Source organism: Burkholderia sp. Ap-955 (genome assembly GCF_011753045.1).
Lineage (GTDB): Bacteria > Pseudomonadota > Gammaproteobacteria > Burkholderiales > Burkholderiaceae > Burkholderia > Burkholderia lata_D.
Genome location: NZ_VWWH01000034.1, coordinates 24,704 through 45,700 on the forward strand (window position 1 = coordinate 24,704; position 20,997 = coordinate 45,700).

The window sequence follows — 20,997 nt, forward strand, 5'->3', positions numbered from 1 at the left end:
ATGTCCGAAGCCGCGTTACCGCACGGGGCCGGCATGGCCACCGTCACGCACCGGCGCGTCCTCGCGCTCGCGTTCCCGATCGTCCTCGCGAACCTGACCCAGCCGATCCTCGGTGCCGTCGACACGGCCGTCGCGGGCCACCTCGACGGCACGCAGTACCTGGGCGGCGTCGCGCTCGGCGGGCTGTTCTTCAATTTCGTGTTCTGGGGATTCGGTTTCCTGCGGATGGGGACGACGGGCCTCGTCGCGCAGGCGCATGGCGCCGGCGACGCCGCCGGGATCCGCCTGAACCTGCTGCGCGCGTTGATCGTCGCGTTCGCACTCGGCGCCGCCGTACTGGCGCTGCAGGTGCCGCTGCTGTCCTTTGCGCTGTCCGCGCTCGGCGGCAGCGATGCCGTCCGCACCACGGCGCTTGCCTACAGCCATGCGCGAATCTGGAGCGCACCGTTCGCGCTCGCGAACTACGTCGTGCTCGGCTACCTGCTCGGCATGCAGCGCGTGCGGCTCGCGCTCGTCGCGCAGGTGTTCATCAATGCCGTGAACATCGGTGCCGTGCTGCTCTATGTGTATGGCTTCGGCTGGGGCATCGCCGGCATCGGCGCCGCGACGGCCACCGCGGACACCTGCGGTTTCGCGCTCGGCGCATGGATGCTGTGGCGGCTACGGCCGCGCGGCCTTGCGCCGATCGCGGTACGTGCCCTCGCCGACCGCGTCGCGCTCAAGCGGCTGATCGTCCTCAATCGCGACATCTTCCTGCGCACGCTGTGCCTGCTCGGCGCATTCGGCTGGTTCGCGCACCTCGGTGCAAAACAGGGCGATGCGACACTCGCGGCAAACGCACTGCTGCTGAATTTCCAGACGTTCATGGCGTACGGCCTCGACGGCTTCGCCCATGCGGCCGAGGCACTCGTCGGCGCAGCAGCCGGCGCGCGCGACCGCAGCGCGTTCCGGCAGGCCGTACGCGTCACGCTGTTCTGGTCGGCGCTCGGCGCGCTGCTGTTCGCGCTCGTGTACTGGGCCGCCGGCGGCTGGATCGTCGCGCGCCTGACCGACCAGGCCGAGATCCGCGAAACGGCGCAGCGCTACCTGCCGTGGGCCGCGCTTTCGCCGATCGTGTCGGTCTGGGGCTTCCTGCTCGACGGCGTGTTCATCGGCGCGACGCAGACGCAATCGCTGATGCGTGCGATGGTCGCGTCGTTCTCGATCTTCGTCGTGGCCACGCTCGCCGCCGTCGGCACGTTCGGCAATCACGGCCTCTGGTTCGCGCTGCTGCTGTTCATGGCCGCACGCGGCGCGACGCTGGCGCGCTACCTGCCGGCGCTGCTGCGGCACATCGGCGCCGACGCGCCCGCGGCCCGCGCCTGACGGCGGACCGAACCGGCCGTTATTGCGTGGGTTTCGGCGGCGGCGCGTCGAGCATCGAAGGCGGCGTCATGTCGGTCGGCACGCCGTGATAATCGGCCGGATCTTCCGGCGGATGGCCGCGACGGGCCTGATGCGGATCGCTGGTACAGCCGGCAAGAAAAGATGCGGCCAGCACGGCCAGCATGAAACGGGTCATCGGGTATGGCTCCGGAAATCGGCGCGCCCATCGCACGCCGGGACCGCGCCGAGTCTAGCGGAAATCCTGCTTCGGAGTCGCGCCGCGCATGTCCTACTATGTACGCATGGCGCTGTGCCGCGGAAAGGAGGCTGCCATGTCGTCTGAAGAAATTGCCGGCCTGGTCGGGCTGTTCGTCGGTCTGATGGTACTCGTCGCCCTGTCGTTCTTCGAGTCGCGCGAATACAAGCGCAACCATGGAGGCGAAGGGATGATCCACCACTGGATGGCCGAACACCACCTGCTCGACTGGCGGCGCAAGCACTAAGCGCGCCGCTGCCGTCCGGCCCTTCCCCGGGCCGTTCTCGAACGTGCCGTCCCGCGGCACGCCGGTGATCGCGTATCGCCGAAATTAACAGGGTCCGACTCACACACACCGATCAGATGGACGAACGCCGTCGCGCGGCTCGTGCCACGCGGCGGCGTTCGCTTGCGCGCGCCCGGGCGGGCGCGACGCGCTTCCGACGGCTCAGCCCAGGAAGTGGCGGGCGTAGCGCGCGTTGATGTCGGACAGGCGGAACAGTGTCAGGAAATCCGCGCAGTTGAAGTCGGGATCCCAGGCCGGCGCACCGCAGATCTTCGCGCCGAGACGCAGGTAGCCCTTGATCAGCGGCGGCGGCGCCACGACGGTGCCCGTCTGCAGTTCGTCGACCGGCAGGGCCGTATGCGGGAACGCGCGATATTCCGGCGCCGTCAGCGAGCCTGCCGACAGCGACTGGTACAGGTTCGCCGCGTAGTGGCCGCCGTCGGCCATCGACACGCTCGCGCAGCCGAGCATCGTCTCGTAACCGTTCTGCATCATGTACGCGCCAAGGCCGCCCCACAGCGCCATGATGACGGCGCCGCTGCGGTAGTCGCTGTGCACGCACGAGCGGCCCACCTCGACCATCTTGCCGCGCAGGTGCGTGAGGCGCGACAGGTCGAATTCGCCTTCGGCGTACAGGCGGCCGACACGCGCCGCCTGGTGCGGCGGCAGCACGCGATACGTGCCGACGACCTTCAGGGTGTCGAGATCGCGGACCAGCAGGTGGTCGCAGTACGCATCGAACGGATCGACGTCGAGACCGGAGGGGCCGCTGACCTGCGCGCCCATCTCTTCGGCGAACACGCTGTAACGCAGGCGCTGGGCTTCGCGCAATTCGTCTTCCGTACGCGCCCACGCGGCGCGCAGGCGATACTCCGATGTGACGGTTTCAGCAGCGCGCGGCAGATGACGCCGCGACGTGTCGAGGGGCAGCGAGGCAAAAGGGAGCGTAGGCGTCGGCAGTTCTCGCATTAGGCTTTCCTGGTCGTAAGGAATAGGACGACATGCCCGCCAATGTAGTAATCGGCCGTGACCGTTATGTGGCACGACCGTGTCCTTTCAATGACGTGTCGCCGAATTGACTTTAGCAGAAAGCTTGCGAAACCGTACGACGAATCCCTTCAAAGCCCTTCAGACGGGCCTCACAGCAGGTCGGGCGTCATTACCGCGCGCAGTACGGCCTGCCGGCTGCCGTCACGCGTGCGGCTCGCCAGCCACACGATTCCGCCCTTCTTGACGCTCCAGCTGTCGTCGCCGCCGGCGATCAGCTGCGCGGCGACGCTGCCGAGCGTCGGCTGGTGCCCGACGATCACGACCGTCGGCGCAATGCCTTCCGGCCAGCCGGCCGCCGCCAGCACGTCGTCGACGCTGCCGCCCGGCGCGAGCGCGTCGATCGTCCGGTACTGGTCGGTCAGCGCCTCGACCGTCTGCACGGTCCGGGCCGCCGGGCTCGCGAGGATCACGGCGTTCGTCTCGAGCCGGCCACGCAGCCATTTGGCCATCGCCTGCGCGTCCTTGCGGCCCCGGACGGTCAACTGGCGTGCGAGATCGCTCGCCGCGTAGTCTTCGGCTTCAGCGTGGCGCCACAGGATCAGGTTCATCATGATGTTCTCCTTGCTTCGGCGAGCGGCCCCGCGCCCATGCGTCCGGGCCCCGCCGATGACCGGGCGAATTGTCGCAAATTGCGGACCTTTGCCGCCGCGGCATTTACCCGCATATAGGGATTGACCGGATCAGATATTCAACGATACAATCTTTGGCTCGTCGGAGCGTAGCGCAGCCTGGTAGCGCATCTGATTTGGGATCAGAGGGTCGTAGGTTCGAATCCTATCGCTCCGACCAAGGAATCAAGGGGTTACGGTTTATACCGTAGCCCCTTTTCCGTTTCTGGGCCCGTTAAGCGTCAACCGGGATTCCCGGTTCGCAGCGCCTCGATTCATTGTAGGGATCAATTGGGGCATCGACGCTACAACGATCCACCCAGCCCTCGGCGGCCCTATTTCGAAGGTCGGCACAAAGCAAGTGGCTTACGGCCTTTCGCTTCAAATGCAGGAAAGGCTGACTGGAAAGGATCGAGCGCCCGCGTGGCCGGCCCGTCGAATCACCGACGGCATACGGGCCAACGAGCCATCCGCAGCCCGCATACGGCACTTGCAGGAACACGCGATAATGCGCGTGGACAACCTGCATCCGCGCATGAAAAACAACATTCTCAAGACCGCCCTCTGCGCATCGCTGCTCGCGCTCGCGACTGCCGGCACCGCGTCGGCCAAGGCGCTCGACGACGCACTCGACTGCCACTCGACCGGCCACAAATTCGTCGCGCCGCTGCTCGCCGCCGGTGACATCCAGTCGGAGCCGATGCATGTCGAATCGAACTCGGTCAACGCATTCCGCACGAGCCACACGCTGACGGCGTACGGCTTCGGCGTCTATGTCGTACTCGGATACCAGGCGAACGACCCGATCTTCCGCCCGGGCGACGGCACGCCGATCGGCGACTGGGCCTATGGCGTCGTGGTGCGGGGCACGAAAAGCGCGGTGGAAGAAGCCGTGCGCAAGGCCGGCAGCGATGCGACCGTCAAGCAGGCGTTTCCGTTCCTGACTGCGATCGTCTGCTCGTCGGACTGATCGGCCGCCAGGACGCTCATGCGGCAAGCCCGAGGGGCGCCAAGCCTGCCTGCTGCCCGGCCCCTCCCAGCCCCGCTATCGACCTCGCTTCGGCCTGTTACGCGCCGGTATACACCACGCGATACGGGATACCGACCTTCTCCCACTCGGCCGCCTCCTGGCTGAGGCTGTAGTCGGTCAGCGGGTTCTGCTCGACCCACGCGCTCGGCAGGCGCACTTCATACCCGCCTTTCTTCATCTGCGAAACGGAAATGTCCGGCAGCCCGGCATCGGTCCGGCGCCGGCACAGCAGCGCCGCGAGTCGCAGGCAGAACAGCAGCGGCCACTCGACCTCGCGCGCCTGCGACAGCTTGCCGAGCTTGCCGGCGTGACCGAGCACGAGCGCGGCGAGGCGCGCCTGGTCGGTGCGCGAAAAACCCGGCATGTCCGCGTTGCTCGCAATATAAGCCGAGTGCTTGTGATACGCGCTGTGCGAGATCGACAAACCGATCTCGTGCAACGCGGCCGCCCAGCCGAGGAACATCCGCCCTTCCTCGCGCGCCTCTTCGTCGGCTTCCTCGAGTTCGTCGTAGAAACGCCCCGCCAGCGCGCCGATCCGCTCGGCCTGCGCACGATCGACACCGTAGCGGCGCGTGAAGCCCTCGACGGTCACCGCACGCATGTCCTCGTGCTGCGTCCGGCCGAGCAGGTCGTACAGCACGCCGAGACGCAGCGCGCCGTCGGTCGTATCGACGTAGTCGACGCCGAGTTCCTCGAACACCGCGAGCATGATCGCGAGGCCGCCCGCGAGCACCGGCACGCGATCGGGCTTCAGCGCGATCAGCTTCAGCCGGTTGACGTTCTCCGACTTGATCAGCGCGCGCTTCAGGCGCTCGAGACCGCCGCGCGAAATGCCGTGCGTGATGCCGGGATCGTTGAAGCCGTTGGCCTCGACGAGTTCCGCGAGCGCACGCGCGGTGCCCGACGAGCCGATCGCCTGGTCCCAGCCGGCCTTCTTGTACTCGCTTGAAATGATCTGGATCTCGCGCTTGGCCGCGAGCTCGGCCTGCCGCATCGTGTATTCGTCGACGTTGCCGGCCGGGAAGAAGGTGCGGCTGTGGCTCACGCAGCCGATATAGAGGCTCTCCATCACGATCGGCGTGTAGTGCGAGCCGATGATGAATTCGGTGGAGCCGCCGCCGATGTCGACGACGAGCCGCTTGCCCGCGCTCGCGGGCACCGAATGCGCGGCGCCCGCATAGATCAGCCGCGCTTCTTCGCGGCCCGCAATCACTTCGATCGGGAAACCCAGTGCCGCTTCGGCCTCGCCGAGAAATTCGCCCGCGTTCTTCGCGACACGCAGCGTGTTCGTCGCCACCGCGCGCACGTGATCGGGATGGAAATCGCGCAGGCGCTCGCCGAACCGCTTGAGCGCTTCCCAGCCACGCTCCTGCGACGCGCGATCGAGCATCTTGTCGCTCGACAGGCCCGCGGCCAGCCGGACGGGCTCGCGCAGCGCGTCGACGGGATAGATCTGGCTGCCCGCCGGCGTTTCCTCGACGCGACCGACGATCAGCCGGAAGCTGTTCGAGCCGAGATCCACGGCAGCCAGCAAGTGGGGGGTTGTAACCATCAGAAGGGGGCTCCGTGCGCGTTCGCCCGCGGCGGCCGGTGCGACAGCCGTGGGTGATCAATCAAAGGCGACATTTTAAGCGTGGAACGCTTGCCGTTGCCACGCTTCACGGGCATGCATACTGCTCGTTTGCATATAGCCGAAACATTTATGAGACGAAACGGTTACAGCGTAGAATTTCCCGATATAAATACACTACTGTCATCAGCACGTCATCGTACCGTGAGAGTTTCCGAGCGTCCTTTCGAATCATCGCCCGAATCACCCCCTACTCTGCCGATGTCCGTCCGTTATCCGCTTCTCAATCGTGAACTCGGCATCCTCGGTTTCAACGAGCGCGTGCTGGCCCAGGCAGCCGATCCGCAAGTCCCGTTGCTCGAGCGTCTCCGCTTCATCTGCATCACCAGCAGCAACCTCGACGAATTCTTCGAAGTCCGGATGGCCGGGCTGCAGGAGCAGATCCGCGACAACCCCGGCGCACTGACGCCCGACGGCATGTCGTTACAACATGCTTACGACCTCGTCGTCGAACGCGCGCAGCGGCTCGTCCATCGACAGTACACGATGCTGCACGAAACCGTGCTGCCCGCGCTCGAACAGGAAGGCATCTACTTCCACGCGAGCGACACGTGGAACGACGAGCAACTCGAATGGGCGCGGCACTACTTCCTCGACGAGCTGCTGCCGGTGCTCACGCCGATCGGCCTCGATCCCGCCCACCCGTTCCCGCGCGTGCTGAACAAGAGCCTGAACTTCGTCGTCGAGCTCGAAGGCCGTGACGCATTCGGCCGCCAGGCCGTGATGGGCATCGTGCAGGCGCCGCGCGCGCTGCCGCGTGTCGTGCGCATGCCGCACGCGCTGTCGGGCTTCGAGCACGGCTTCGTGCTGTTGAGCTCATTCATGCAGCGCTTCGTCGGCGAACTCTTCCCGCAGCTGAGCGTGAAGAGCTGCAACCAGTTCCGCATCACGCGCAACAGCGAGCTGTTCGTCGACGAGGACGAAATCACGAACCTGCGCGTCGCACTGCAGGGCGAACTGCCCGCGCGCCACCTCGGCAATGCAGTGCGCCTCGAGGTGTCGGCCGACACGCCGCCGCACATCGTGCGCCGCCTGCTCGAGGAAAGCGAACTCGGCGAGAAGGACTGCTATCGCGTGGCCGGATCGGTGAACCTCGTGCGGCTGATGCAGATTCCCGATCTCGTCGATCGACCCGACCTGAAATTCACGCCGTTCACCGCGTCGACCCCGTCCGCGATCACGAACGCGCCGACGATGTTCGACGCGATCGACAACGGCGACATCCTGCTGCACCACCCGTACGAGAGCTTCCAGCCGGTGCTCGAACTGCTGCAGCAGGCCGCGAAGGATCCAAGCGTCGTCGCGATCAAGCAGACGATCTACCGCACCGGCACCGATTCGCCGCTGATGGACGCGCTGATGGAAGCCGCGCGCAACGGCAAGGAAGTGACCGTCGTCGTCGAGCTGCTCGCGCGCTTCGACGAGGAAACCAACATCAACTGGGCGTCGCAGCTCGAAGCCGTCGGCGCGCATGTCGTGTACGGCGTGGTCGGCCACAAGTGCCACGCGAAGATGATGCTGATCGTGCGGCGCGTCGTGCAGGCCGGCAAGGCGTCGCTGCGCCGCTACGTGCACCTCGGCACCGGCAACTACCACCCGCGCACGGCACGCCTCTACACCGACTTCGGCCTGATGACGGCCGACCAGAAGATCTGCGAGGACGTCCATCACGTGTTCCAGCAGTTGACCGGCATCGGCGGCGAACTCACGCTGCACGAGCTGTGGCAGTCGCCGTTCACGCTGCATCCGCGCATCATCGATTCGATCCGCGCGGAGATCGACAATGCACGCGCCGGCAAGCGCGCGCGCGTCGTCGCGAAGATGAACGCGCTGCTGGAGCCGACGGTGATCGCCGCGCTGTACGAAGCGTCGCAGGCCGGCGTCAAGGTCGACCTGATCGTGCGCGGTGTCTGCGCGCTGAAGCCGGGCGTGCCGGGGCTGTCGGAAAACATCACCGTGCGCTCGATCGTCGGCCGCTTCCTCGAGCACCACCGGATCTACTATTTCCACGCAAACGGTGCCGAGGACGTCTATCTGTCGAGCGCCGACTGGATGGACCGCAACCTGTTCCGCCGCGTCGAAGTCGCGTTCCCGATCCGCGATCGCAAGCTCAAGCGGCGCGTGATCGCCGAAGGCCTGTCGGTGTGCCTCGGCGACAACCAGTCGGCGTGGCAGATGCAAAGCGACGGCCACTACCGCCGCCGTCGCGCCGGCAAGACGATCCGCAACGCGCAACTCGGGTTGCTCGCGAAGTTCTGCTCTTGAATCGGTAGCGCGGCGCGCGTCGCGCACCGCGTCGCTCCAAATAAAAAACGCAGCCCGCGGGCTGCGTTTTTTGTTGCGAACCCGGCATGCCGCCGCTCGCCAAAGAGCGACGGATGCCGTTACGCGATCATGCCTCGTAAGCGGCCGGCCGGATCGCGATGATGCGCGCGCCCGGGAAGCGTGCGGTGAACGTGCTGCCGCGCCCTTCCTCGCTCTGCACGTACAGGTGCGCGTCGTGCCGCTGCAGCACGTGCTTGACGATCGCAAGGCCGAGCCCCGTGCCGCCGGTGTCGCGCGAACGGCTGCGGTCGACGCGGTAGAAGCGCTCGGTGAGCCGCGGCAGGTCGGCGGCCGGAATACCGAAGCCGCTGTCTGTGACGGAAAACACACCCTGTGCACCTTCGCGCCGCCACGTCACGACGATCTTGCCGCCTTCCGGCGTATAGCGGATCGCATTCGTGACGAGATTCGCGAACGCGCTGAACAGCTCCGTCTGCGCGCCGGTGACGCCGAGCGTCTCGTCGATCGCGAACGCGATGTCGTGATGCCCGTTCGACAGCGTCTGCGCGTCCTCCTTCAGATGGTCGAACACGGCACGCATGTCGATCGCGCGATCGAGCGGCGGCTTGCTTTCGCCTTCCAGCTTCGCGAGCACCAGCAGGTCGGTGACGATGTGCCGCATCCGCGAGGCCTGCTGCTCCATCATGTCGAGATAGCGCGCGCGGTCTTCCTCGTTCAGCGGCAGCTCACGCATCGTCTCGAGGAAACCCGACAGCACGGTGAGCGGCGTCTTCAACTCGTGCGACACGTTCGCGACGAAGTCGCGCCGCATCGCATCGGTCCGCTCGAGCTCGGTGATGTCCTGCGTGAGCAGCAGCTTGCGGTTCTCGCCGTACGGAAACACCTGCACTTCCAGCACGTTCTGCCGCGAATCGCCCATGCCGCGCATCACGAGCGTCTCGTCGTAATGTTGCGCGTTCAGATAGCGGACGAACTCGGGATGGCGTACCAGGTTGGTGATGTGCTGGCGCAGGTCGCGCTTCGCGTCGAGGCCGAAATGAACCTCGGCGATCGCGTTGCACCACTCGATCTGGTCGTGATCGTCGAGCATCGCGACGCCGTTCGGCGACGCCTGGATCGCCTGGATGAAGCGCGAATGCTGCTGCTCGACCTGACGCACCTGCGCATGCCACTGCTTCGCGAGCTTGTGCAGACGATAGTAGATCTCGCCCCAGATGCCCGGCGCGCTCGGCACCTCGCCATAGACCGGCGCATCGAGCAGCCGCCACAGACGCTGCGTATGAAAGGTGCTGAAAAAGCCCTGCGCGATCAGCATCACGACCACGAACACGAGGCCCGCGGTCGGGCCGGCGAAAACGCCGACCAATACGCCGATCAGCACGAGCAGCACGAGCGACACCAGAAAGCGCGCCCAGATGATGTTCATGATTCAGCGCCCGAAAGAATGAACGGCATGCCGTGGCACACGGCATGCGTGGATACGTTACGCGTGCTTGGCGAGCCGGTAGCCGCTGCCGCGCACGGTTTCGATCATCGCATCGCAGCCGGCCGGTTTCAAGGCCGCGCGCAATCGTTTGATGTGCACGTCGACGGTGCGCTCCTCGACGAACACGTGGTCGCCCCACACCTGGTCGAGCAGTTGCGTGCGGCTGTGCACGCGCTCCGGATGCGTCATGAAGAAATGCAGCAGGCGGAACTCGGTCGGGCCGAGATCGAGCTTGATCTCGCTGCCTTCCGCATGCGCGGCGACGCGATGCGTGGCCGGGTCGAGGCGCAGCCCGTTGATCGACACGACGTCCTCGGTCAGCTGCGGCGCGCGGCGGCGCAGCACGGCCTTGATCCGCGCCATCAGTTCCTTCGGCGAGAACGGCTTCGTCACGTAGTCGTCCGCGCCGATTTCGAGGCCGAGCACCTTGTCCTGCTCGTCGCCGCGGGCGGTGAGCATGATGATCGGGATGTGCTTGGTCCGTTCGTTGTTGCGCAGGTCGCGCGCGAACGCAATACCGGACTTGCCCGGCAGCATCCAGTCGAGCAGCACGAGATCGGGCAGCACGTCGCTGATCAGGTTCTGCGCCTGTTCGGCGTTGTACGCCCGAATCGGGCAGTGACCGGCGTGCTGGAGATTCACCGAGATCAGTTCGGAAATCGCGGGCTCATCTTCAACGACGAGAATGTTGCTGGGCATCGGCACCTCTGTTCTTCCTATGGAGTCGATTAACTGTTGGCTTCGCGATCGAGCGTGTCGCGCGGCTGGTGCCGCACGTCGGTGCCCTTCACGATGTAGATGATGAATTCGGCGATGTTCTTCGCGTGGTCGCCGATCCGCTCGATCGCCTTCGCGATGAACAGGTAGTCGAGGCCGACCGAGATCGTGCGCGGATCTTCCTGCATGTACGACACGAGCTTGCGCACGAACGCGCGGAATTCCATGTCGATTTCCTTGTCGTCCTTGACGATCTGCGCGGCGGCCACCGTATCGAGGCGCGCGAATGCGTCGAGCGCGCGGCGCAGGATCGTCACGGCCATCTCGCCCGACACCTTGATCTCGGCGATGTTGACCGCACGCGCGGCCGGCTCGTCGACCAGGCGGCGCACGCGCTTCGCGATCTTCTCGGCCTCGTCGCCGGCGCGCTCGAGGTTCGTAATCGTTTTCGAAATCGACATCAAAAGGCGCAGGTCACGCGCGGCAGGCTGCCTCCGCGCAATGATGTTGCCGCACTCCTGGTCGATGTCGACTTCCATCGTGTTCAGGACTTCTTCGTTCGCGATCACCTTCTCGGCCGCATCGCGATCGAATTCGTTCAATGCGTGCATCGCGCCGACGATCTGCGACTCGACGAGCCCGCCCATTTCCAGCACTTTCGACGACACCGCGTTGAGATCGGCGTCGAACTGGCTCGACAGATGTTTATCCGACATGGCTGTTGTTCTCCGTCATCAGCCGAAGCGGCCGGTGATGTAGTCTTCCGTTTCCTTGCGCACCGGCTTGATGAAGATCTTTTCGGTCTCGCCGAATTCGATCAGCTCGCCCAGGTACATGTAGGCCGTGAAATCCGAGCAGCGTGCGGCCTGCTGCATGTTGTGCGTGACGATCACGACCGTGTAGTCGCTCTTCAGCTCCGCGATCAGCTCTTCGATGCGGCCCGTCGAGATCGGGTCGAGCGCCGAGCACGGTTCGTCGAGCAGCAGCACTTCCGGACGGATCGCGATGCCGCGCGCAATGCACAGACGCTGCTGCTGGCCGCCCGAGAGACCGTAGCCGCTCTGGTTCAGCTTGTCCTTCACTTCGTTCCACAGCGCGGCCTTCGTCAGCGCCCACTCGACGCGGTCGTCCATTTCCGAGCGCGTGAGCTTTTCGAACATCTTCACGCCGAACGCGATGTTGTCGTAGATCGACATCGGGAACGGCGTCGGCTTCTGGAACACCATGCCGATCCGCGCGCGCAGCAGCGAGATGTCGCGCTTCGTCGTCAGCAGGTTCTCGCCGTCCATCAGGATTTCGCCTTCGGCGCGCTGCTCCGGATAGAGCGCGAACATCTTGTTGAACGTGCGCAGCAGCGTCGACTTGCCGCAGCCCGACGGGCCGATGAACGCCGTCACCTTCCCTTCGGGAATGCTCAGGTTGATGTTCTTCAGCGCGTGAAACTTGTTGTAGAAGAAGTTGAGGTTGTTGACCTCGATCTTCGCGTTCAGCGGCTCGAGCGGACGGCCGTGCGCCGCATCTTGCGTGCCGGCCGGCGCTGCAGTGCGCTCGACAGGATTCAGGTGGCTTTCTGCCATATTCATCGGATTGCTCCGCCGTTACTTTTTCGAGAAGATCGAGCGCGCCAGGATGTTGAGTCCGAGCACCCCGAGCGTAATCAGGAACACGCCCGCCCATGCGAGCGACTGCCATTCCGCGAACGGGCTCATCGCGAACTTGTAGATCGTGACGGGCAGGTTCGCCATCGGCTGGCTCATGTCCCACGAGAAGAACTGGTTCGACAGCGCGGTGAACAGCAGCGGCGCCGTTTCGCCGGCGATCCGCGCGACGGCAAGCAGCACACCCGTGATGATCCCGCCGACCGACGCGCGCAGCGTAATCTTCAGCACCATGCGCCACTTCGGCGTGCCGAGCGCGAAGGCTGCTTCGCGCAGCGCGTTCGGCACGAGCTTCAGCATGTTCTCGGTCGTGCGGATCACGATCGGAATCTGCAGCAGCGCGAGCGCGATCACGCCGGCCCAGCCCGAGAAGCGCCCCGACTTCGCGACGACGATCGCGTACACGAACAAGCCGATCACGATCGACGGCGCGGACAGCAGGATGTCGTTGATGAAGCGGATCGTGCTCGCCAACAGGTTCTTCTGGCCGTATTCGGCGAGATAGACGCCCGCGAGGATACCAATCGGCGTGCCGACCAGCGTGCCGAAGCCGCACAGCAGCAGGCTGCCGACGATCGCGTTCGCGAGACCGCCGCCTTCCGTGTTCGGGGCCGGCGTCGATTCCGTGAACAGCTGCAGCGACAGGCCACCGACGCCGAGATGCACCGTCGTGTAGAGAATCCACACGAGCCACAGCAGGCCGAAGGCCATCGCGGCGAGCGACGCGGTCAGCGCGATCGCGTTGACGGCCTTGCGCTTGCGCTGCAAGCGGTTGCGCATCGCGTCGAGCACGGCGCCATCCGGCCCCGGGAAATTCATGATGGGCTCGCTCATTTCTTGCCCTCTCCCTTCTCGAGACGAAGCAGCAGCAGTTTGGAGATGGTCAGCACGACGAACGTGATCACGAACAGGATCAGGCCCAGTTCCATCAGCGCGGACGTATGCAGGCCCGGCTGCGCTTCCGCGAACTCGTTCGCGAGCGCCGACGTGATGCTGTTGCCCGGCGCGAACAGCGACACGCTGTCGAGCAGGTTCGTGTTGCCGATCACGAAGGTCACGGCCATCGTCTCGCCGAGCGCGCGACCGAGGCCGAGCATCACGCCGCCGATCACGCCGGTCTTCGTATAGGGCAGCACGACCTTCCACATCACTTCCCAGGTCGTGCAGCCGATGCCGTACGCCGATTCCTTCAGCAGCACGGGCGTGACTTCGAACACGTCACGCATCACCGATGCGATGTACGGGATGATCATGATCGCGAGGATCACGCCGGCTGCCAGGATGCCGATACCGATCGGCGGGCCGGCGGTCAGCGGGCCGAGAATCCACACGTCCTTGAACAGGCGGCCGATCGGCTTCTGGAAATATTCCGCGAAGATCGGCGCGAACACGAGCAGGCCCCACATGCCGTAGACGATCGACGGAATCGCGGCGAGCAGCTCGATCGCGATGCCGAGCGGGCGGCGCAGCCAGACGGGCGACAGCTCGGTGAGGAACAGCGCGATGCCGAAGCTGACCGGCACGGCGATGACGAGCGCGATGATCGACGTCACGATCGTGCCGTAGATCGGCACGAGCGCGCCGTAGATGTCCGAGTTGGGATCCCACTCGGATTGCAACAGGAAGCCGAGGCCGAACTTCTGGATGGTCGGCATCGACGCGATGATCAGGGAAACGATGATCCCGCCGAGCAGCAGCAGGGTCACGATGGCGGCAAGCCGTGCAAGACCGCCGAATACGACATCCCCGAGGCGGCTCGGCGCGCGTTGCTGCGCAACGTCGGCGGACCGTGAGGACGTATAGGAAATATCAGACATGGGTGCCTGCTTTTGATTGCCGGGCGCCGTAACGCCCGGCTTTACCGCACACACTGCCCGACCGGCACGGCCGGGCAGCGAACCGCTGCAATGCTTACTCGGCGGCGACCGGCTTGCCCGAAGCGTCCGTCACCTTGATCTTCCACTGCTTGCGGATTTCCGCTTCGACTGCCGGCGGCAGCGAGATGTAGTCGAGGCTGTCGGCAGCCTTCTCGCCGTTCTTGAACGCCCAGCTGAAGAACTTCAGCGTTTCGACGCCCTGCTCCGGCTTGTCCTGCTTCGCGTGCAGCAGCACGAACGTCGCGCCGACGACCGGCCATGCTTCCTTGCCCGGCTGGTTCGTCAGGATCTGGTAGAACGACTTCGACCAGTTCGCGCCGGCAGCAGCGGCCTTGAACGTTTCCGTCTTCGGCTCGACCACCGTGCCCGTCGAGTTCTTCAGGGCCGTGTAGACCATGTTGTTCTTCTTCGCATACGCCCATTCGACGTAGCCGACTGCGCCCGGCAGGCGCTGCACGAACGCTGCGACGCCGTCGTTGCCCTTGCCGCCCGTGCCCGTCGGCCAGTTGACCGTCGTGCCTTCGCCGACCTTCGACTTCCACTCGTCGTTGACCTTCGACAGGTAGTTCGTCCAGATGAAACTCGTGCCCGAGCCGTCAGCACGGCGAACCACGGCGATGTCCGTGTCCGGCAGCTTGACCTTCGGGTTCAGCGCGGCGATCGCCGGGTCGTTCCACTTCTTGATCTTGCCGAGGTAGATGTCGCCGAGCACCGGGCCCGACAGCGTCAGTTCACCCGGCTTCACGCCCGGCACGTTGACGACCGGCACCACGCCGCCGACCACCGTCGGGAACTGGAACAGGCCTTCCTTCGCGAGCTCGTCATCCTTCAGCGGTGCGTCCGAACCGGCAAAATCGACCGTCTTCGCGACGATCTGCTTCAGGCCGCCCGACGAGCCGATGCCTTGGTAGTTGACCTTCGCGCCGCCGGTCTGCTGGTAGTCAGCAGCCCATTTCGTATAGATCGGCATCGCGAACGTGCTGCCTGCGCCCGTGATGTCGGCAGCGTGAGCGGCGACGGCGAAAAGCGCGCCAGCCAGGCCGGCAATCGCGGTTTGCATCAATTTCATGAGACCTCCAGTGTGTGAGCGGATGACTACGGCACCGCGAAGGTTAGGGGCTCCTCATGACGGTAATGTGACAATCGATGAAACTGGCGTGACAGTAACATGACTGGTTGAAAGGGAGTATCGGGTGCGGTGTGCGCGGCGCCCGGACGGCGCCGGAACGGCGGTGGCGGCAAGAATTGCCTGCGTGGAAGGGACGGGATGACGACCCGTTTCACATGGGTGCGAGCGGATCGTAGCGCGGTGTCTGCGCCATGGAAAGCCCCTGGTCGTGGAGGGCCGATATCAGGGGTCGGACGATTTTTCGCCCCCGGATTGCGGTGGCGACGCGCCCTTCTTTATAGGTATCGCAAACCTTTGCGTCTGACGAAATCACGGCGCCCCGAAGGCGCCGTGTGCGGGTTCGCCGGAACACCGGCGCGCAGGTGTTTGACCTGACGCGCCGGGCCCGCGCGTCAGGTCGTCGCCGCGCGCACCGCGTCGGCGATCGTCTCCGCATGGCGGACCGCGTCGGCCGCCTGCTGCGCTTCGACCATCACGCGCAGCACGGGCTCCGTGCCCGATGCGCGGATCAGCACGCGGCCGCTGCCGGCGAGCGCGGCTTCGGCTGCGTCGATCGCGGCGCGAATCGACGTGCTGCCCTTCCAGTCGGCGCCCGGCTTCATCCGCACGTTGATCAGCTTCTGCGGGAACAGCGTGACGCCGTCGAGCATCTGCGCGAGGGTCTTGCCGCTGCGCTTCAGCGCGGCCAGCACGAGCAGCGCCGACACGATGCCGTCGCCGGTCGAGTGGCGGTCGAGCGACAGGATATGGCCCGAGCCTTCCGCGCCGAGCTGCCAGCCGTGCTCGCGCAACTGCTCGAGCACGTAGCGATCGCCGACCGCCGCGCGGACGAACTTCACGCCCTCGCGCTGCAGCGCGACTTCGACCGCGAGGTTCGTCATCAGCGTGCCCACCGCGCCTTCGACCTTGCCGTCGGTCGCGACCCGGTCCTTCACGAGCACGTAGAGCAGCTCGTCACCGTTGTACAGGCGACCGGTCGCGTCGACCACTTGCAGCCGGTCGGCATCGCCGTCGAGCGCGATGCCGAGATCGGCGTGGTTCGCGCGCACCGCGCGCACCAGCGCGTCCGGCGCGGTCGCCCCGACGCCATCGTTGATGTTGAAGCCGTTCGGCGCGACACCGATCGGGATCACGTCCGCGCCGAGTTCGTGGAACACATGCGGCGCGATCTGGTACGCGGCGCCGTGCGCGCAGTCGATCACGAGCTTCAGCCCGCGCAGGTTGAACGCGGCCGGGAACGTGCTCTTGCAGAACTCGATGTAGCGGCCGGCCGCGTCGTCGAGGCGGCGCGCCTTGCCGAGGCCGTCCGACGACGCGCACTCGAGCGGCTTGTCGAGCCACGCTTCGATCGCGGCTTCGGTGTCGTCCGGCAGCTTGTTGCCGTCGGCGGAGAAGAACTTGATCCCGTTGTCGTGATACGGGTTGTGCGATGCGCTGATCACGACGCCCGCCGACAGGCGCAGCGCACGCGTCAGGTACGCGACACCCGGCGTCGGCATCGGGCCGGCCAGCATCACGTCGACGCCCGCCGCCGAGAATCCGGCCTCGAGCGCGGCTTCGAGCATGTAGCCCGACACGCGCGTGTCCTTGCCGATCAGCACGGTCGGGCGCGAGCCTGCCGCAACATCGGCCGAGCTGGCCAGTACCTTGCCGGCTGCGTAGCCGAGACGCAACACGAAATCCGGCGTGATGGGTGCCTCACCCACCGTGCCGCGAATGCCGTCCGTGCCGAAATATCGACGTCCCATGGTGAATCTTCCTCCTTCGTCTTCTGACTTATCGTTGCCGCGCGGCTTCGCGCACGGCAACCCAGATTTTCAGCGCGTCGACCGTCGCCGCGACGTCGTGCACGCGCACGATCGCCGCCCCGCGCTCGACCGCGCACACTGCGGCCGCCACGCTCGCCGCGACGCGCTCCATCGGCGGCTTGCCGCCGATCACCGCGCCGAGCATCGACTTGCGCGACATGCCCGCGAGTATCGGATACGCGCGGCCGTCGGGCCGCGCGGGTGCCGTGTCCGGCAACGCAGCCAGCAATGCATAGTTGTCGTCGACAACCGCCTTGCCGAATCCGAAACCGGGATCGACGCAGATCCGCTCCGGCACAATCCCCGCATCGCGCAGCGCCTGCGCGCGCTCGGCGAGAAAATCGCGCACGTCGGCCACGATGTCGCCGTAATCGGGTTCGCCGACCTGCATCGTCTGCGGCTCACCAAGCATGTGCATCGCACACAGCCCGCAGTTGCCGTCGCGCACCGCGTCGATCGCGCCCGGCTGGCGGAACCCCCAGATGTCGTTGATCAGGTCGGCGCCTGCCGCCAGCGCCGCACGCATCACGGCCGGCTTGTAGGTATCGATCGACAGCGGCACGTTCAACGGCCGCAGCGCTTCGACGAGCGGGATCACGCGTGCGAGTTCCTCGTCGAGCGGCACGGGCGGCGCGCCGGGGCGCGTCGATTCGCCGCCGATATCGAGAAGGTCGACGCCTTCGACAATCATCCGCTCGGCCTGACGCAGCGCATCGTCGCGCGCGAGGAAGCGGCCGCCGTCGGAGAACGAATCAGGCGTGGCGTTGAGGATGCCCATCACGAGCGGGCGTTCGAACGTCAGTTCGAAGCGGCCGCACTGGAGTGGCGCGGGAATGAATGGGGAAACAGCGGAATCGGACACGAGCAACTGGCGTGAATGAATGCAAAACGGGCCGGTGTGAAGCCACACCAGCCCGTGAACGGCGCTAAAGCGGAGATTATGCCGCCGGCGAAGCCGGCGCCGGCGCGTTGCCGGGCTTCACCTCGGCGCTGCTGCCACCACCCGACGAATCGCCGCCGACAGCCGGCGAGCTCTTCGGGGAGCGCGGCGGACGGCCTTCCATGATGTCGTTGATCTGATCGGCATCGATCGTCTCCCACTCCATCAGCGCGGCGGTCATCGCTTCGACCTTGTCGCGGTTCTCTTCGAGCAGGCGGCGCGCAAGGCCGTACTGTTCGTCGAGCACGCGGCGGATTTCCGAATCGACCTTCTGCTGCGTCGCTTCCGAGATCGTGCGCGTGAAGCCGCGGCCGAACGGCGATGCATCGTTTTCGTCGTCGACGTAGACCATCGGCCCGAGCGCGTCGGTCATGCCGAAACGGGCCACCATCGCGCGTGCCGTCTGCGTTGCCTTGTTGAAGTCGTCCGATGCGCCGGTGCTGACCAGGTTCATGAACAGCTCTTCCGCCACCCGGCCACCGAACAGGATCGCAAGGCGGTCCATCAGGTAGTCCTTCGAGTACGTTTCGTTGTCATGCTCCGGCAGCTGCCACGTGACACCCAGCGCGCGACCGCGCGGGATGATCGTGACCTTGTGCACGGGGTCCGCCTTCGGCAGCAGCTTCGCGATCACCGCGTGGCCCGACTCGTGATAAGCGGTCGCACGCTTCGCTTCTTCGCGGATCACGGCCGACTTGCGCTCCGGACCCATGAAGATCTTGTCCTTCGCGTCTTCGAAATCCTGCATCTCGACGATGCGCTTGCCGCGACGTGCAGCGAACAGCGCCGCCTCGTTCACGAGGTTCGCAAGATCGGCGCCCGAGAAGCCCGGCGTGCCGCGTGCGATGACTGCCGCATCGACGTCGTTCGCGATCGGTACCTTGCGCAGGTGCACGCGCATGATCTGCTCGCGGCCGCGGATGTCCGGCAGACCGACGTAGACCTGGCGGTCGAAACGGCCCGGACGCAGCAGCGCCTTGTCGAGCACGTCGGAACGGTTGGTTGCGGCGATCACGATCACGCCCGAGTTCGCCTCGAAGCCGTCCATCTCGACGAGCATCTGGTTCAGCGTCTGTTCGCGTTCGTCGTTACCGCCGCCCATGCCGGCGCCGCGATGACGGCCGACCGCGTCAATTTCGTCGATGAACACGATACACGGTGCATGCTTCTTCGCCTGCTCGAACATGTCGCGCACACGAGCCGCGCCGACGCCGACGAACATTTCGACGAAGTCCGAACCCGAGATGCTGAAGAACGGCACCTTCGCTTCACCCGCGATCGCGCGAGCCAGCAGCGTCTTGCCGGTACCCGGGGGGCCGACGAGCAGCACGCCGCGCGGAATGCGACCGCCCAGCTTCTGGAATTTCTGCGGATCGCGCAGGAAGTCGACGAGCTCGGACACTTCTTCCTTCGCTTCGTCGCAGCCCGCGACGTCGGAGAAGTTCACCGCGTTGTTGTTCTCGTCGATCAGCCGCGCGCGCGATTTCCCGAACGAGAATGCGCCGCCTTTGCCGCCTCCCTGCATCTGCCTCATCATGTAGAACCAGAACACGATGATCAGGATCGTCGGCCCGAGGTAGTACAGCGCGGACATCAGCGCATTCGGCTCATCGTCGGCCTTGCCGCTGACCTGCACGCCGTACTTCATCAGATCGCCAACCATCCAGATGTCGCCGGGCGACACGATCTGGTATTTCTGGCCATCAGCCGGAGTGACGGTGAGGTTACGCCCCTGAACGATGACGTTCTTGACCTTGCCGTTCTTGGCGTCGTCCATGAACTGCGAATAGGACACGCCTTCCTGGACGCGGGGCTTGTCGAACTGCTTGAACACCGTAAACAGCACCAGTGCGATCACCAGCCACACCGCTGCCTTCGAAAACATATTGTTGTTCAAAGCACCACTCCTTCACTCGTAGACGAGCGCCTACATTTTCCTTGCGGCGCCCCTCGGTCATTCTAATCCAGTCCGACCACCCTCGCCATAAGCATTGACAACCGCCGCGATAGCGCTTCGCTTGTCTGGCAAGGGCCGGAGCCCGTTTGCGGCACCTCGCTGCGCCTCAGCGCGGGCGTTTCAGATGCCGACCCAAAATGAACGTTTCGGACGATTTGTCGCGGGACGCCTTCGGCTTGCGCGGCGCGACGGTCTTAAACTGCTGTTTGAATTTCTCGACGATCTGGCTGTAGCCGCTGCCGTGAAAGCATTTCACGAGCAGCGCACCATCCGGCTTCAGATGATTCTGCGCAAATTCGAGCGCCAGATCGCACAGATGCTCGATGCGCGCCGCGTCTGCCGAGGCCACGCCAGAGAGGTTGGGGGCCATGTCGGAAATAACAAGGTCCACCGCGCGCCCTTCAAGCACTTCTTCGAGCTGGTGAAGGACTTCGTCCTCGCGGAAGTCGCCCTGCAGGAAGTGGACGTCGGCGATCGGCTCCATCGGCAGGATGTCGAGCGCAACGATCGTGCCGTCGATGCCGCCTTCGCGTTCCGCGTCACGCTTCTTGCCCTGCGCGAGCTTGTTGCGGGCATACTGGCTCCAGCTGCCCGGCGTCGCGCCGAGGTCGACGATCACCTGGCCCGGACGGATCAGCTTGTCCTGCTCGTCGATTTCCTTCAGCTTGTACGCGGCGCGCGCGCGATAGCCCTCCCGCTGCGCCATTTTGACGTAGGGGTCGTTGATGTGGTCGTGCAGCCAGTGCTGGTTGAAGCGGTTTTTTGCCATTCGAGAGAGAGATTGCTGCCCATTGCTTCGTGAAGCCGCGCTTTTAGCGGATAATACGCGTCTTCTTCGCGCGGCTGCGGCCCCTTTTCAGGCCCAAGCCGCGATTTTACGTGGTTTCGGCGCACGGCTGACGCGGTAACTTCCC

Annotated in this window: 19 protein-coding genes and 1 tRNA gene; 5 read left to right on the forward strand and 15 right to left on the reverse strand. The window is 65.3% G+C overall.

Features of this window, described 5'->3' with window-relative positions; genetic code table 11:
* The gene (locus F3J15_RS19160) at nt 1-1,365 is read left to right on the forward strand and encodes an MATE family efflux transporter (RefSeq protein WP_166893462.1); all 1,365 of its coding nucleotides are present in this window, start codon (nt 1-3) and stop codon (nt 1,363-1,365) included.
* A gap of 19 nt (nt 1,366-1,384) precedes the next feature.
* On the opposite strand, the gene F3J15_RS19165 is transcribed toward F3J15_RS19160, so the two are convergent.
* Nucleotides 1,385-1,549, reverse strand: a complete 165-nt coding sequence (locus F3J15_RS19165; protein ID WP_166893428.1) for a hypothetical protein — start codon at nt 1,547-1,549, stop codon at nt 1,385-1,387.
* Between the two features lie 148 nt (nt 1,550-1,697).
* On the opposite strand from F3J15_RS19165, the gene F3J15_RS19170 reads away from it, so the two are divergent.
* The gene (locus F3J15_RS19170) at nt 1,698-1,868 is read left to right on the forward strand and encodes a hypothetical protein (RefSeq protein WP_166893464.1); all 171 of its coding nucleotides are present in this window, start codon (nt 1,698-1,700) and stop codon (nt 1,866-1,868) included.
* Nucleotides 1,869-2,069: 201 nt separating this feature from the next.
* Here the strand turns inward: F3J15_RS19170 and F3J15_RS19175 are convergent, their stop codons facing one another.
* Complete coding sequence (locus F3J15_RS19175; protein WP_011351620.1) at nt 2,070-2,876, reverse strand: GNAT family N-acyltransferase; 807 nt, start codon at nt 2,874-2,876, stop codon at nt 2,070-2,072.
* 170 nt (nt 2,877-3,046) lie between these two features.
* The gene (gene sixA / locus F3J15_RS19180) at nt 3,047-3,508 is read right to left on the reverse strand and encodes a phosphohistidine phosphatase SixA (protein WP_089445356.1); all 462 of its coding nucleotides are present in this window, start codon (nt 3,506-3,508) and stop codon (nt 3,047-3,049) included.
* Nucleotides 3,509-3,669: 161 nt separating this feature from the next.
* Here sixA and F3J15_RS19185 point away from each other — a divergent pair.
* Together F3J15_RS19185 and F3J15_RS19190 are read left to right on the forward strand one after the other, a co-directional pair.
* Nucleotides 3,670-3,746 (forward strand) — tRNA-Pro (locus F3J15_RS19185).
* 354 nt (nt 3,747-4,100) lie between these two features.
* Nucleotides 4,101-4,535 carry a hypothetical protein gene (locus F3J15_RS19190; protein WP_089446051.1) on the forward strand — a complete coding sequence of 145 codons (435 nt, stop codon included), beginning with the start codon at nt 4,101-4,103 and terminating at the stop codon, nt 4,533-4,535.
* A gap of 97 nt (nt 4,536-4,632) precedes the next feature.
* On the opposite strand, the gene ppx is transcribed toward F3J15_RS19190, so the two are convergent.
* On the reverse strand, nt 4,633-6,147 hold the full coding sequence (gene ppx / locus F3J15_RS19195; protein WP_046545374.1) for an exopolyphosphatase: 1,515 nt from the start codon (nt 6,145-6,147) through the stop codon (nt 4,633-4,635).
* A 279-nt stretch (nt 6,148-6,426) separates the two neighbouring features.
* On the opposite strand from ppx, the gene ppk1 reads away from it, so the two are divergent.
* The gene (ppk1, locus tag F3J15_RS19200) at nt 6,427-8,490 is read left to right on the forward strand and encodes a polyphosphate kinase 1 (protein ID WP_166893466.1); all 2,064 of its coding nucleotides are present in this window, start codon (nt 6,427-6,429) and stop codon (nt 8,488-8,490) included.
* Between the two features lie 127 nt (nt 8,491-8,617).
* Here ppk1 and phoR read toward each other — a convergent pair whose 3' ends face one another.
* The 11 genes from phoR to F3J15_RS19255 form a co-directional block, all read right to left on the reverse strand.
* Nucleotides 8,618-9,937 carry a phosphate regulon sensor histidine kinase PhoR gene (phoR, locus tag F3J15_RS19205; protein WP_069247655.1) on the reverse strand — a complete coding sequence of 440 codons (1,320 nt, stop codon included), beginning with the start codon at nt 9,935-9,937 and terminating at the stop codon, nt 8,618-8,620.
* Nucleotides 9,938-9,994: 57 nt separating this feature from the next.
* Nucleotides 9,995-10,696 carry a phosphate regulon transcriptional regulator PhoB gene (gene phoB / locus F3J15_RS19210; protein WP_027787869.1) on the reverse strand — a complete coding sequence of 234 codons (702 nt, stop codon included), beginning with the start codon at nt 10,694-10,696 and terminating at the stop codon, nt 9,995-9,997.
* 29 nt (nt 10,697-10,725) lie between these two features.
* Nucleotides 10,726-11,430 carry a phosphate signaling complex protein PhoU gene (gene phoU, locus F3J15_RS19215; RefSeq protein ID WP_069247654.1) on the reverse strand — a complete coding sequence of 235 codons (705 nt, stop codon included), beginning with the start codon at nt 11,428-11,430 and terminating at the stop codon, nt 10,726-10,728.
* An 18-nt stretch (nt 11,431-11,448) separates the two neighbouring features.
* Entirely contained in the window at nt 11,449-12,297 is an 849-nt protein-coding gene (gene pstB, locus F3J15_RS19220) for a phosphate ABC transporter ATP-binding protein PstB (protein ID WP_069247653.1), read from the reverse strand.
* A 15-nt stretch (nt 12,298-12,312) separates the two neighbouring features.
* Entirely contained in the window at nt 12,313-13,206 is an 894-nt protein-coding gene (gene pstA / locus F3J15_RS19225; RefSeq protein ID WP_069247652.1) for a phosphate ABC transporter permease PstA, read from the reverse strand.
* Nucleotides 13,203-14,189 carry a phosphate ABC transporter permease PstC gene (gene pstC, locus F3J15_RS19230; RefSeq protein ID WP_089445338.1) on the reverse strand — a complete coding sequence of 329 codons (987 nt, stop codon included), beginning with the start codon at nt 14,187-14,189 and terminating at the stop codon, nt 13,203-13,205. Before pstC ends, pstA begins: the two co-directional genes overlap by 4 nt.
* 94 nt (nt 14,190-14,283) lie before the next feature.
* Complete coding sequence (pstS, locus tag F3J15_RS19235) at nt 14,284-15,318, reverse strand: phosphate ABC transporter substrate-binding protein PstS (RefSeq protein ID WP_069247650.1); 1,035 nt, start codon at nt 15,316-15,318, stop codon at nt 14,284-14,286.
* A 452-nt stretch (nt 15,319-15,770) separates the two neighbouring features.
* A complete protein-coding gene (gene glmM, locus F3J15_RS19240; RefSeq protein ID WP_166893467.1) occupies nt 15,771-17,126 on the reverse strand; it encodes a phosphoglucosamine mutase in 1,356 nt (451 codons plus the stop codon).
* Between the two features lie 28 nt (nt 17,127-17,154).
* A complete protein-coding gene (gene folP, locus F3J15_RS19245; protein WP_345891543.1) occupies nt 17,155-18,096 on the reverse strand; it encodes a dihydropteroate synthase in 942 nt (313 codons plus the stop codon).
* Between the two features lie 28 nt (nt 18,097-18,124).
* Nucleotides 18,125-20,023 carry an ATP-dependent zinc metalloprotease FtsH gene (gene ftsH / locus F3J15_RS19250; protein WP_069247647.1) on the reverse strand — a complete coding sequence of 633 codons (1,899 nt, stop codon included), beginning with the start codon at nt 20,021-20,023 and terminating at the stop codon, nt 18,125-18,127.
* Nucleotides 20,024-20,189: 166 nt separating this feature from the next.
* Complete coding sequence (locus tag F3J15_RS19255; protein WP_046545366.1) at nt 20,190-20,852, reverse strand: RlmE family RNA methyltransferase; 663 nt, start codon at nt 20,850-20,852, stop codon at nt 20,190-20,192.
* Nucleotides 20,853-20,997 lie beyond the last annotated feature (145 nt).